The 12721-nt window shown below is 70.4% G+C and carries 11 protein-coding genes and 1 pseudogene; 9 read left to right on the top strand and 3 right to left on the bottom strand.

Translation table 11 applies throughout. The features are described 5' to 3' along the window. Positions 1–49: 49 nt before the first annotated feature. Positions 50–670, bottom strand: coding sequence for a uridine kinase family protein (locus tag N8I87_RS07020; RefSeq protein WP_263216337.1), 621 nt, complete (start codon positions 668–670; stop codon positions 50–52). A gap of 251 nt (positions 671–921) precedes the next feature. Between N8I87_RS07020 and N8I87_RS07015 the strand changes: the two genes are divergently transcribed. The 5 genes from N8I87_RS07015 to N8I87_RS06995 all read left to right on the top strand — a co-directional run bounded on the left by N8I87_RS07015 (position 922) and on the right by N8I87_RS06995 (position 5971). Then, positions 922–1878 (top strand): hypothetical protein, encoded by a 957-nt coding sequence (locus N8I87_RS07015; RefSeq protein WP_263206503.1) that lies wholly within the window; start codon positions 922–924, stop codon positions 1876–1878. Positions 1879–1915: 37 nt separating this feature from the next. Further along, the gene (locus N8I87_RS07010; protein WP_263206501.1) at positions 1916–3457 is read left to right on the top strand and encodes an amino acid permease; all 1542 of its coding nucleotides are present in this window, start codon (positions 1916–1918) and stop codon (positions 3455–3457) included. Between the two features lie 187 nt (positions 3458–3644). Next, entirely contained in the window at positions 3645–5006 is a 1362-nt protein-coding gene (locus tag N8I87_RS07005) for a C39 family peptidase (protein WP_263206500.1), read from the top strand. A gap of 100 nt (positions 5007–5106) precedes the next feature. Next, positions 5107–5247 (top strand): SCO1431 family membrane protein, encoded by a 141-nt coding sequence (locus tag N8I87_RS07000; protein WP_263206498.1) that lies wholly within the window; start codon positions 5107–5109, stop codon positions 5245–5247. 64 nt (positions 5248–5311) lie between these two features. Continuing rightward, positions 5312–5971, top strand: coding sequence for a TetR/AcrR family transcriptional regulator (locus N8I87_RS06995; protein WP_263206496.1), 660 nt, complete (start codon positions 5312–5314; stop codon positions 5969–5971). 56 nt (positions 5972–6027) lie between these two features. On the opposite strand, the gene N8I87_RS06990 is transcribed toward N8I87_RS06995, so the two are convergent. Beyond that, complete coding sequence (locus N8I87_RS06990; RefSeq protein WP_263206494.1) at positions 6028–7260, bottom strand: glycoside hydrolase family 18 protein; 1233 nt, start codon at positions 7258–7260, stop codon at positions 6028–6030. Positions 7261–7594: 334 nt separating this feature from the next. On the opposite strand from N8I87_RS06990, the gene N8I87_RS06985 reads away from it, so the two are divergent. Then, positions 7595–8767, top strand: coding sequence for an acyl-CoA dehydrogenase family protein (locus N8I87_RS06985; protein ID WP_263206493.1), 1173 nt, complete (start codon positions 7595–7597; stop codon positions 8765–8767). A gap of 485 nt (positions 8768–9252) precedes the next feature. Then, positions 9253–9399 (top strand): annotated as a pseudogene (locus tag N8I87_RS06980) (phosphotransferase family protein); the annotation flags it as partial. 37 nt (positions 9400–9436) lie between these two features. Here N8I87_RS06980 and N8I87_RS06975 read toward each other — a convergent pair. Next, entirely contained in the window at positions 9437–9877 is a 441-nt protein-coding gene (locus N8I87_RS06975) for a hypothetical protein (RefSeq protein ID WP_263206491.1), read from the bottom strand. A 268-nt stretch (positions 9878–10145) separates the two neighbouring features. Here N8I87_RS06975 and N8I87_RS06970 point away from each other — a divergent pair, with 268 nt between their 5' ends. Beyond that, positions 10146–10586, top strand: a complete 441-nt coding sequence (locus tag N8I87_RS06970; protein WP_263206489.1) for an Lrp/AsnC family transcriptional regulator — start codon at positions 10146–10148, stop codon at positions 10584–10586. Positions 10587–10636: 50 nt separating this feature from the next. Next, on the top strand, positions 10637–12250 hold the full coding sequence (locus N8I87_RS06965) for an amidohydrolase (RefSeq protein ID WP_263206488.1): 1614 nt from the start codon (positions 10637–10639) through the stop codon (positions 12248–12250). Positions 12251–12721: the final 471 nt, after the last annotated feature.

Genomic DNA, 12721 nt, shown 5'->3' with positions numbered 1-12721 from the left:
AGCCGAGTTGAGGCAGTCGAACAAGTTCCCAGGCAGGGTCTTCACAAGTTCAGCACACAGCGGACGGTCCGTCACGGTGGGTGACTTCCTGGTCCGGTCCATTGGTCCCGCAAGGGCCCGGCAGCACCTTGTACCCCTTCTGTGACTGCTGTACCAGAAGGTCGGCGAACGGGCGCGAGGGGTCCTCGGCGAAGTGCCGGTGTTCCGCCCGGACCCACCCGGCCCAGAAGTCCCGCTGTTCGGCTCCGTCCCGCAGCCGGCCGCGTGTCCAGGACTCCTCGTGGGGCAGTTCCATCCACAGCAGTCGCGCCAGATGCGGGCGCAGCGCCCGGCGGCCCGCGCCGACGCCCTCGATCAGGATCACGGGCGCGGGCGGCAGCGCACGGGGCGGGCAGAAGGCGCGGGCGTGCCAGTCGTAGGGTTCGTACGACGCGGTCTCGCCGCGGCCGAGCGGTTCGATCACCTGCGCCAGCAGACGCCCGGTCCACTCGAAGAGCTCGTCATGGCTGGCGATGTCGTCGAGATGCAACACCGGTGCCCCGCCCAGCGCGGCGGCCAGGCGGTCGGCGAACGTGGACTTCCCGGAGCCGGCGTGCCCGTCGACGGCGATCAGCCGGACCGGTCCGCAGGACGGGGGGAGTTCGCTCAGGCGGGCGGCGAGGTCGTGAATGGCGATTCCCGAGGTGTGATGCGGTGTGGGGTGTTTTCCGGAAACATTCTAGTAGCGGCGCATAGCGGCCGGGACGATGGGTGGAAGAACGTATCACCTTGAACTACTCGTGAGTCGCCCGCCAATCGTTTCATTAATATTCGGAATCGGCTGACCGATATGTCGAATTCGCCGCATCCGATCTGCCCGGTGCTGAGTAAGGTGCCTGGTGCGCAACTGCGATGCGTCGTAACGGGGACGGACAGGGGAAGATGGCCGCGGAGTTATTCGAGGGGCAGTATGTGTGGCATCCGGCGGCCGACGACCGTGTCCTGGCGAGCGTATGCGTCGATGTACGCGCCGGAAGATATCGGAGTGCCCATGAAGCCCTGACCGAGACCCGCACCGACTTCGGCCTGCGCGCCCACCGCTCCCTCGTCGTGGCCTCCGAGGCCGCCGGCACCGACCTCGTCGAGCGCTGGCTCGCCGAGGAGCCGACCCCGGAAGCGGCCCTGATGTGGGCCCGGGTGGCCGTACTGCGCGCGATCCGCGCCGCGGACGCCCGTGACGAGCGGGCCGAAGCCCTGGAACGCATCGCGCTGGCCGCCTGCGACCGGGCCGCCGTCATGGCCCCGGCCGACCCCACGCCCTGGGTCGCCAAGCTGGCCATGGCCCGGCTGCACCGGCTGCGCGACCCCGCTCCCAACGGCCTGCTCACCGCCCCGCCCGGACCGTGGCGGCTGTTCGCGCACATCCTGACGCTCGACCCGTTCAACCGCGAGGCCCACCACCGCTTCCTCTCCTGCTTCTTCTCGCGCCACGGCGGCTCGGTGAACGCGGCCTGGGACGTGGCCGCCTTCCTCAGCCAGCGGGCCCCCGCCCACTCCCCGCTGCGGCTGCTTCCCCTGGTCGCCCTGGTGGAGAGCTACAACCCCACCCAGCTGCTCGCCGACCGCGTCTGGGAGCAGCCCCAGTGGCGCTCCACCGCCCTCGCGATCTACCACAACTGGCTGCCCACGGTGGCCGGTTACCGCTTCACTCCGGTGCTCGACCTGGCTTACCTCGGACACGCGCTGGTCATGGCCCAGCGCGAGTTCGAGGCCCGGGCGGTCTTCACGGCGATGGGACCGTACGCCTCACGCATGCCCTGGAGCGTCTTCGGCGATCCCGAGGAGCAGCTCTCCCGGGCCAGGCGCGCATGCGGCCTGCCCGTGCCGGGCGCCGCCTGACGTCCTGCTCGTCCCCTACTGAGAGAAAGGTCGATCAGTGTCAGAACGGATATCGACTCCACGGGCCAAGGCCCGTGGGGGAGAAGACCCGATCGTGCTCGATGACGACGCGACCCTGCATGCGATGGGATATCCGCGGAAACTCACCCGCCGATTCCAGGCGTTCGACAATTTCGCGATCTCCTTCACCATCATCAATATCCTCTCGGGTATTTTCTCGTCCTTCGGCTTCGGTATGAACGCGGGTGGCCCCCGTGTTCTCGTCTTCGGCTGGATCGGCGTTTCCGTCATGGTGCTGTTCATCGGTGCCGCCATGGCGGAGGTCGCGTCGGCCTATCCGACGAGCGGGGCGCTGTATTTCTCCGCCGGTAAACTCGCCAAGCGGCACAAGGGCGCCTGGTCCTGGTACACGGGCTGGCTGAACTTCGTCGGCCAGATCGGCGGCACCGCGGCCACCGGATATGCGGCCGCCACCTTCATCCAGGCCTTCGTCGCCCTGCAGTGGTCGTCGTACGAGCCGACTGCGCATCAGACCGTCCTGATCACGGCCCTGATCATCGTGCTGCAGGGGCTCGCCAACACCTACACGGTCCAGCTGGTCGCCATACTGAACCGGATTTCGGTGTGGTGGCTGCTGATCGGACTCGTGGTGATCGTGAGCACACTGATCGTGATACCGGACCACCACCAGTCGACGTCGTTCGTGACGCATTTCGCGAACAACACCGGTTTCACCAACGGACTTTACGGCGGCATGCTCGGCCTGCTGGTCACCAGCTGGACGTTCACCGGCTTCGACGGCAGCTTCCACATGTCGGAGGAAACGGTGCGCGCGACGGTCAACGCGCCGAAGGGGATCACCCGTTCGATAGGTTATTCGGCGATCACCGGCCTGATCCTGATGCTGGCACTGGTCTACAGCATTAGCGACTACGACAAGGTCGCGGGCTCGTCCGCGCCACCCGTGCAGATTCTCATCGACGGCCTCGGCATGGCCTGGGCCAAGGCACTGCTGCTGGTCGTGATCGGCGCGATGCTCTTCTGCGGCCTGGCCAACCTCACCAGCAACACCCGGCAGATCTTCGCCTTCTCCCGGGACGGCGCCATGCCCGGCTCACGCCTGTGGCACTCCGTCTCGCCCCGCACCCGTACCCCCGTCAAGGCCGTATGGCTCGCGGTGGCCTGCTCCCTCGCCCTGGTGCTGCCGGGCTGGTGGTCGCACACCGCGTTCACCGCCATCGTCAGTGTCAACGTTGTCGGGCTCTTCCTCGCCTACGCCGTGCCGATCTTCCTGCGGCTGCGGCTCGGCGACGAGTTCCAGCACGGGCCCTGGCACCTGGGGCGCTGGGGCCGGCCGATCGGCTGGCTGGCGGTGACCTGGATCGTGGCCAGCAGCGTGCTCTTCATGCTGCCGCAGGCCTCGCCGATCACCGTCGACTCCTTCAACTACGCGCCGATCGCGCTGGCCGTCGTCCTGATCGTGGCCACGGTGTGGTGGTTCGCCACCGCCCGCCGCCGCTTCCAGGGGCCAGTGAGCTACGGCCGCCCGGACGAGGTCGCGGCGATGGACCTCATCTGACCCACGCGCCACGGACTCCGGCGCACGTCACCGGCGTGCGCCGGGACCGTGCGGCCCACCCGGCTGCTGCCAGTGGGTGAGACCAATAGTCATGGGCGCGGCATGGGCCGAAGTGCTGGCAGGGGCATGGCGTCTCGGCCATAGTTGGCGCACAGCTGCCACTCGGACACCCGGGGGTCTTCCGCCCATGAGCAGAGCCGAACAGCCGTCCCGCAGAACCGTTCTGGCCGCGGCGGTCGCCGCCGCGGTGGCCGGTGGCACGGGCCCGGCGGCCGCCGTGACCGCCTCCACGCACGACGCCGACGACGCGGACCCCACCCGGCCCGTCGACAACCGTGCCTGGATCACTTGCAACGACTGGCGCTCCGGCAGCAGCAAGGGCGTCCGGGCCGTGGCGGGCAGCCGCCCGGGCGTGGTGATCGCCGCCCCGGCGGGCACCGTGGACTACCCGGACCCGCACAGCGGCACCACGGCCGCCTGGGAGTACGCCACCTGGACCTCGCCGGTCCACCAGCTGCGAGTCCCCGCCACCGAGGCGATCGTCTCCTGGAACGCGCACACCCCGGCCGGAACCTGGCTCCAGGTCGAGCTGACCGGTACCTACTCCGACGGCACGGCGACGCCCTGGTACGTGATGGGCCGCTGGGCGGCCGGCGACCAGGACATCAAGCGGACCTCGGTGGACGGCCAGACCGACGGCAAGAGCACCATCTGGACGGACACCTTCGCCATCGACGACGCCACCACCGGCCTGCGCCTGGTGTCGTACCGGCTGCGGCTGACCCTGTACCGCAGGCCGGGCACCAGGCTCACCCCCACCGTCTGGCGGCTCGGCGCCATGGGCTCCGACATCCCCGACCGCTTCACCGTCCCGGCCACCACGCCGGGCCCGGCCCGGGAACTGAGCGTCCCGCGCTACTCCCAGGAGATCCACAAGGGCCAGTACCCCGAGTACGACAACGGCGGCGAGGCCTGGTGCAGCCCCACCTCCTCGCAGATGATCATCGAGTACTGGGGCGGCCGGCTCACCCCCGAGCAGCTCGCCTGGGTCGATCCGTCGTATGCCGACCCGCAGGTGTGCAACGCGGCCCGGTACACCTACGACTACCAGTACGCGGGGTGCGGGAACTGGCCGTTCAACGCCGCCTACGCGGCCACCTTCGACGGCCTCCAGGGTGTGATCACGCGGCTCGGCTCGCTCACCGACCTGGAGACGCTGATCGCGGCCGGCATCCCGGCCATAACGTCCCAGTCCTTCCTCAAGACCGAGCTGACGGGCGCCGGTTACGGCACCTCCGGCCATCTGATGACGGTGATCGGCTTCACCGCCGAGGGCGATGTGATCGCCAACGACCCGGCCTCGCCGAGCGACGAGGCGGTGCGGCGGGTGTACCTGAGGAGGGAGTTCGAGAACATCTGGCTGCGGACCAAGCGGTACAACGCGAGCGGCAAGGTCGTCTCCGGCACGGGTGGTGTCTGCTATCTGTACTTCCCGGTCCATGTGAGCCCGCGGCAGCGCAAGGCGCTCGCGGCCGTGGGGGTGCGCTGACCATGTGACCAACGTCTCCGCCGCAAAAGCCGTCGCGGGTGGCAAGGTGGACAGACCGGTGGGGGAAATCCACCTGTACGTCCGACCTCAGCGAGACACCATGACCGCACACTCAGCCACCGCCACCCGCGTCCGCACCGGCGGGCCCAAGGACGACGGCCCGAAGATCGTCGAGCACGTCCTGGGCTGGGTCCTGGTCGCGGTTGTCGCCATGCTCGTCACCCGGCTCGGACTGATGTGATCCGACTCATTGCCGACCTGACATACTGCGGGGGTCCCGCCGCCCGTTGAGACCAGGGTCGAAATTGAATATCAGTCAACAGTCTGCCGTCGCCCGCCCGCGGGCGCGCGGAACCGAGCGCTCTCTGGCGCGTCGGGCAGAACTCATCGGCATCGGGCGGAAGTTGTTCGCCGACACGTCGTACGACGCGCTCTCCATGGACGACATCGCCCGGCAGGCGCATGTCGCCAAGGGACTGATCTACTACTACTTCCAGTCCAAGCGTGGCTACTACCTGGCGATCATCAATGACTCCGTCGCCGACCTGGTCACCTATGCCGCGAGCGGTCTCGAACTGGCGGCCGTGGACCGCGTCCACCGCACCGTCGACAGCTATCTGTGCTACGCCGAGCACAACCAGGCCGCCTTCCGGACCATCGTCAGCGGCGGCGTCGGCTTCGACGCCGAGGTGCACGCCATCCGGGACGGCGTGCGCGAGGCGATCGTCGGCACGATAGCCGAGGGTGCCTACGGCCGCGGTGACATCGCACCGCTGGCCCGGATGGGTCTGCTCGCCTGGGTGTGCAGCGTCGAGGGCGCCACCCTCGACTGGATAGACCACCTCGAACTCTCCCGCGACACCATGCGCGAACTGCTGGTGAAGACGCTGGGCGGAGCCCTGCGCGCCATCGAGGAGCTGGACCCGTCCTACCCGGCGCCGCAGCCCGCCCGCCGGGAGGACTGACACCGACGGGGCGGAGGCCGCCGCCTCCGCCCCGAGCCCATGGCGCCGATGCCTGGCTAGTTGATCGCCTTGATCAGCTCACCGTTCGCGGTGTCCCCGCTCAGCTCCCAGAAGAAGGTGCCGCCCAGGCCCTGCTGGTTCTTGTACGACATCTTCGTGCCGATGGTCGACGGGGTGTCGTAACTCCACCAGCTGCTGCCGCACTTCGCGTATGCGGTACCGCCCACGGTGCCGGTCGCCGGGCACTTGCTCCTGAGCACCTTGTAGTCGTCGATGCCCTGCTCGTACGTCCCGGTCGCCGGCCCGGTCGCGGAGCCGCCCGGTGCCGCCTGGGAGACGCCGGTCCAGCCGCGCCCGTAGAAGCCGATGCCGAGCAGCAGCTTCGAGGCCGGGATGCCCAGGCCCTTCAGCTTCGCGATGGTCGCCGAGGTGTAGTAGTTCGCCTTCGGAATGCCGGAGTAGGAGTTCAGCGGTGAGTGCGGGGCCGTCGGGCCCGTCGGGTCCCAGGCGCCGAAGTAGTCGTACGTCATCGGATTGTACCAGTTGACGTACTGCGCCGCCCCCGCGTAGTCCGCCGCGTCGATCTTGCCCCCGCCGGTGGCGTCGGCGGTGATCGCGGCGGTGACCAGCGCGCTGCCGCCGAACTTGGAGCGCAGCGCCGCCATCACGTTCCGGAAGGCGGCCCGGCCGCTGGTGTCACAGGTGCTGCCGCAGGCGTTCGGGTACTCCCAGTCGATGTCGATGCCGTCGAAGACACCCGCCCACTTGGAGTTCTTCACCAGGTCGTAGCAGGACTGGGCGAACGCGGCGGGGTTGCGCGCGGCCTCGCCGAAGCCGCTGGACCAGGTCCAGCCGCCGAAGGACCAGAGGATCTTGAGTCCGGGGTGCTTCTTCTTCAGCTTGAGGAGCTGGTTGAAGTTGCCGCGCAGCGGCTGGTCCCAGGTGTCGGCGACACCGTCCACCGACTCGGCCGCGGTGTAGGCGCGGTCGGTCGCCGCGTAGGAGTCGCCCATCGCGCACTTGCCGCCGGTGACATTGCCGAACGCGTAGTTGATGTGGGTCAGCCGGGTGGCCGAACCGGACGTCTGGATGTTCTTGACGTAGTACTTGCGGTCGTAGGTACCCCATTCGGTGAAGTAGCCGACGACTTTCGAGCCTGCGGCCTTCGGGGCGGCGGGGGCCGCGGCGGTGGCGGTGGCGGTGCCCGCGCCGGCCAGCAGTCCGGCGCCGAGGACGGCGCAGCACGCGGCGGACACGAGCGCCCGGAAGCGGGTGCGGGGAGGGTGCATCGGGTGTCTCCTCGTGGGGGAGAGGGAACGCGCGCCGATTGGCATGAACGCGGTGAAGCGTTGATTCGAGAGATTAGGAGGACTAGACCACTTGGTCAATGGTTCGGACCAATCTCGGGCCCGTGGAAGTCTGGGGTGGACTTCTTGAAGTAAGCGGTCGTTAACTGGTGACTGGAGGTCGCTGATCGGGCATACTCACAGCGCAGAGCCGCTGGTCAGCAGCCTCCGAGACCCGGAAGCGCGCGCAGCGGCCGGAGCCATGAAAGACCAGGCGGCGCCGCCGGACCCCAGGCGCACGTCGCCGATGTGCCCGAACAGGGAGGAGACCGTCGCCATGTCCGACCGCGCCCCGCAGCCGGTGGAGCGTCAGCTGCCCACCGACGAGGCCAGGGACCTGATCTCACTCGTCCGCGACATCGCGCAGCGTGAGATCGCCCCGAGGGCGGCAGAGGAGGAGGACGCCGGACACTTCCCGCGTGAGGTCTTCAACCTCCTTTCGGACTCCGGCCTGCTCGGCCTGCCGTACGACTCCGAGTACGGCGGCGGCGACCAGCCGTACGAGGTCTACCTCCAGGTCCTCGAGGAGCTCGCCGCGGCCCGGCTCACCGTCGGCCTCGGCGTCAGCGTGCACACCCTGTCCTGCTACGCGCTCGCCGCCTACGGAACCAAGCAGCAGCAGGTCGAGCACCTGCCCGCGATGCTCGGCGGCGGACTGCTCGGCGCGTACTGCCTCTCCGAACCGGCCTCCGGCTCCGACGCCGCGTCCCTGCGGACCAAGGCGGTCCGGGAAGGCGACCACTGGATGATCAGCGGTACCAAGGCATGGATCACCCACGGCGGGATCGCCGACTTCTACACCGTGATGGCTCGCACCGGCGAGGACGGCTCCCGCGGCATCTCCGCGTTCCTGGTGCCAGGGGACGCCGAGGGGCTGAGCGGCGCGATGCCCGAGAAGAAGATGGGCATGAAGGGCTCGCCCACCGCCCAGGTCCACTTCGACGGCGTACACGTCAGCGACGACCGGCGCATCGGCGAGGAGGGCCAGGGCTTCGCCATCGCCCTGTCCGCGCTCGACTCCGGCCGGCTCGGCATCGCGGCCTGCGCCATCGGCCTGGCCCAGTCGGCGCTGGACGAGGCGATCGCCTACGCCACCGAGCGGCGCCAGTTCGGACACCCGATCTCCGACTTCCAGGGCCTGCGCTTCATGCTCGCCGACATGGCCACCCAGATCGAGGCGGGCCGGGCGCTGTACCTCGCGGCGGCGCGGCTGCGCGACGCCGGCCGGCCGTTCGCCAGGCAGGCGGCGATGGCCAAGCTGCACTGCACGGACACGGCGATGAAGGTGACGACGGACGCCGTGCAGATACTCGGCGGGTACGGCTACACCGCCGACTTCCCCGTCGAGCGCTATATGCGCGAGGCCAAGGTCCTGCAGATCGTCGAGGGCACGAACCAGATCCAGCGGATGGTCATCGCCCGCCATCTGGCAGGCCCCGAGAGCCGCTGAGCCGGTCGGGCGACGCCGCGGGGCGGCTCAGCGGTCCATGAGTTCGCTGAAATACCCCTGCACGACCGTGGGGGCCGCCAGCTTGATCCACTCCGGATCGTGGCGGCCCGGCAGGGTGCGTCCCCGGTCGGCCCAGGCGCGCATCAGCGCACGGTAGATGGGCGGGTCCGGGGGCTGCGGCGGCGGAACCGATCCTGCAGGCGGGGGCACGTAGAGAAGGCGCTGACGCCCGGTCCCCGAGTACGTGACGGTCATGCCTGGGCAACGCCGGGGCGGCCGGACAGGTCACCGGTGCGTCGAATCGTGCGTGAGTTCACGGACGTCCGGTCGCGCCTCTGGCCACCCCCGGCCGACCGACGTACCGTCAGCCGCACTTCCTCAAGAGGGTCCGCCGGTGGTCGACGACCGTCCCGTGCGTCGCATCCCAACGCGCCTACCACCAATGGGTCGTTGGCGTCCTGTCCCGCCCGCCGCTCAACTCCCGCACCCTGCACGCCGCCCTGCGGCACGCGATCGTCATGCTGCGGGTCGCCTGCCGTCGGGCGTACTTCGGTGAGGTCGCCGTCCCGGCGGACCCGGACACACCGATCCCGCACCACGGCAGCCTGCGTGCCATGGTGCGGGGCGGCTACGGGGACTTGAGCGAGGCCGTGCGCGGAGCCGGACGGCTCAGGCGGCGGCCTGGCGGCGCATCGCCGGTACGCGCATCGGGCGCGAGCCCGGGCCGCCGACGTGCGAGAAGGGCTGCGTCCGCCAGTTGAGGCCCTGAGGAAGCGTCAGCACCACGGCGGTGCCCTGCTCCTGCTGCCCGAGGGACTCCTCCGTGGGGCGGGCGTCGGCCGCGGCACGACCCGTGCCGGCACACACCGTCAGCCCGAACGGGTTCCACGGCGAGGCGCACAGCGCGTGCTCCGGCAGGATGTCCTCGTCCGCCAGCAGGGCGATGGGCTGCGCGCAGTCCGGGCAGATCACCCGGTACATCTCGAAGGTGTCGTAGTCGTCGGCGTCCTCGCTGTCGTAGGCGTCGGGTTCGACGCCCTCCGGCTCGGGCTCGACGACCAAATGCGGGCGCTTGGGCGCGGTACGACCAGGGCGCTTGGGATTCTGCATGGGATTCTCCCCCTCGGGCTGGGCCGTGAAGGCACTGCGGCCTCGACCACAGCAAGCACTTCCCGTCCCCTCTGGGCGGTAATCACGAGTGCATCACGGAGCGCGCTCAAGCGCTGTGGCGTTCGTCACATGCCGATTGCAGGTGCCCTGTGCGGCGGGTTTGTCCCCCGGACGGCGCCCGGTCTGCGCTCCAGGACATCACGAACCGGCCATGACCTGGGCTGCTCGGCTATCCGAGGAGGTCAGGCGCACTGTAGGTTCTTGCGCCATGGAGGAGCTGGACCGTCAGATCGTGCAGCTGCTCGTCAAGGACGGGCGGATGAGCTACACAGACCTGGGCAAGGCCACGGGGCTGTCCACGTCGGCCGTGCACCAGCGGGTGCGCCGGCTGGAACAGCGTGGCGTCATCCGCGGCTACGCCGCGGTCGTCGACCCGGAGGCGGTCGGGCTGCCTATGACCGCGTTCATCTCGGTGAAACCCTTCGACCCCAGCGCCCCCGACGACATCGCGGACCGTCTCGCCGACGTCCCCGAGATCGAGGCCTGCCACAGCGTCGCGGGCGACGAGAACTACATCCTCAAGGTCCGCGTGGCCACCCCGCACGAACTCGAGGAACTGCTCGCCCGGCTGCGATCGCTGGCGGGTGTGTCGACACGTACGACGGTGGTGCTCTCCACGCCGTACGAGGCACGGCCGCCGATGATCTGAGAGGCGCCCCAAGTGCGGTGTGCCCCGCCTCGCGCGAGACACTGTTCGGCATGAGTGAGCGCCCCGCCGACCCGAAGACCGTTCTGCTGCGCCGCGGGAAGGTCCACAGTCCCGCCGACCCCTTCGCGACCGCGATGGTCGTGGAGCACGGCGAGGTGGCGTGGGTCGGTTCCGAGGGGGCCGCCGACGCCTTCACGGACGGTGTCGACGAGGTCGTCGACCTGGACGGCGCCCTCGTCACCCCGGCCTTCAGCGACGCCCACGTCCACACCACGTCCACCGGCCTGGCCCTGACCGGTCTCGACCTCTCCGGCGCGCCGTCCCTCGAGGCGGCCCTGGCCCTCGTACGGGACTTCGCCGCCGCCCGCCAGGGCGACCGTGTCCTGCTCGGTCACGGCTGGGACGCCGCCCGCTGGCCCGGCGGCCGGCCACCGACGCGCGCCGAGCTCGACGAGGCCACCGGCGGACGCCCGCTCTACCTCTCCCGTATCGACGTCCACTCGGCGGTCGTCACGACGGCCCTGCTGGACCTTGTCCCCGGCACCGTCGCCCGCGACGACGCCCCGCTCACCAGCGACGACCACCACGCCGTACGCGCCGCCGCGCTCGGCGCCGTCGCACCGGCCCAGCGCGCCGAGGCCCAGCGGGCCGCCCTCGCCCAGGCCGCCTCGCTGGGCATCGGGTCCGTCCACGAGTGCGGCGGCCCCCGGATCTCGTCCGAGGACGACTTCACGAGCCTGCTGCGGCTCGCCGCCGAGGCACCAGGGCCCAGGGTCGTCGGCTACTGGGCCGAGCAGGGCGACGAGGGCGTCGCCAGGGCACGGGAACTGGGCGCGCTCGGTGCCGCGGGAGACCTGTTCGTCGACGGCGCCCTCGGCTCGCACACCGCCTGTCTGCACCAGCCGTACGCCGACGCCGGCCACACCGGCACCGCCTACCTCGACGCGGACGCCGTCGCCGCGCACGTCGTGGCCTGCACCGAGGCGGGCCTCCAGGCGGGCTTCCACGCGATCGGCGACGCCGCCGTGACCGCCGTGGTCGAGGGCGTGCGCACGGCCGCCGAGAAGCTCGGCCTGGCCCGCGTCCGCGCCGCCCGGCACCGTGTCGAGCACGCGGAGATGCTCACCCCCGAGACCATCGCGGCCTTCGCCGAGCTCGGTCTGACGGCTTCCGTGCAGCCCGCCTTCGACGCGCTGTGGGGCGGCGAGGACGGCATGTACGCCGAGCGCCTGGGCGCGGAGCGGGCCCGGCTGATGAACCCCTTCGCGGCCCTGCTGCGGGCCGGCGTCCCGCTCGCCTTCGGCTCCGACAGCCCGGTCACGCCCCTCGACCCGTGGGGCACGCTCCGCGCGGCCGCCTTCCACCGGACACCCGAGCACCGCGTCTCCGTGCGCGCCGCCTTCACCGCGCACACGCGGGGCGGCTGGCGGGCCATCGGCCGCGACGACGCGGGCGTCCTGGTGCCCGGAGCACCCGCCGACTATGCCGTGTGGCGCACCGACGAACTGGTCGTCCAGGCCCCCGACGACCGCGTCGCCCGCTGGTCGACCGACCCCCGTTCGGGTACACCTGGCTTGCCCGATCTGACGCCGGGCCACGACCTCCCGGTCTGCCTGCGCACCGTGGTGGGCGGACGGACCGTGTTTGTACGGCCGGGCGAGTGATCTCCCGGGGTGGCGCGGTCGGGATCGGCCGCCGCCGCCCCGTCGCGCGACCTGCGCATCCTCCGCACCGACCGGGTCGCCGAGGGTGTTTTCGCAGGTCAAACGGGTGTTGACAGCCAGGCGCAGGGGGCCGGTAGGTTCGGCCGGGTCCACCACCGGACGCCCGACCGGAGAGCCTCCGCGCACTCGTCGCAGCGCCGCTGGGTCAGGGACGGTGTGCCGCACCGGGGCATCGTCACTGGGAGCCAGGCTCAGCGCCCGCGCCGACGAGGCAACGTCCCGGCCGGTCGGGGAGGTGTGACCCGGGTGGGGCCCGGACGCTCAGTAGACAACGGCTTCAGGTCGACCCGCAGCCAGCGGGTCCCAGGTCGGCCCGAAGGGTGCCGGGCCCCCATCCGCAGCGCGCACAGTAGCCGAAAAGATCCTTCTTACCCCGCTCTTGTGGAATCGACACCACCATACGAACGAGCT

This window comes from Streptomyces sp. HUAS 15-9 (assembly GCF_025642155.1).
Lineage (GTDB): Bacteria > Actinomycetota > Actinomycetes > Streptomycetales > Streptomycetaceae > Streptomyces.
The sequence above is the reverse complement of the archived record's forward strand: the minus strand, read 5'-3'. Positions and strand labels throughout refer to the sequence as shown.

Bases quoted from the DNA above. Each gene is read 5' to 3' on its own strand.
- N8I87_RS07005 (WP_263206500.1), top strand. From the start codon at position 3,645: ATGAGCAGAGCCGAACAGCCGTCCCGCAGAACCGTTCTGGCCGCGGCG.
- N8I87_RS06965 (WP_263206488.1), top strand. From the start codon at position 10,637: ATGAGTGAGCGCCCCGCCGACCCGAAGACCGTTCTGCTGCGCCGCGGG.
- N8I87_RS06975 (WP_263206491.1), bottom strand. From the start codon at position 9,877: ATGCAGAATCCCAAGCGCCCTGGTCGTACCGCGCCCAAGCGCCCGCAT.
- N8I87_RS06970 (WP_263206489.1), top strand. From the start codon at position 10,146: ATGGAGGAGCTGGACCGTCAGATCGTGCAGCTGCTCGTCAAGGACGGG.
- N8I87_RS07015 (WP_263206503.1), top strand. From the start codon at position 922: ATGGCCGCGGAGTTATTCGAGGGGCAGTATGTGTGGCATCCGGCGGCC.
- N8I87_RS06990 (WP_263206494.1), bottom strand. From the start codon at position 7,260: ATGCACCCTCCCCGCACCCGCTTCCGGGCGCTCGTGTCCGCCGCGTGC.
- N8I87_RS06985 (WP_263206493.1), top strand. From the start codon at position 7,595: ATGTCCGACCGCGCCCCGCAGCCGGTGGAGCGTCAGCTGCCCACCGAC.
- N8I87_RS07000 (WP_263206498.1), top strand. From the start codon at position 5,107: ATGACCGCACACTCAGCCACCGCCACCCGCGTCCGCACCGGCGGGCCC.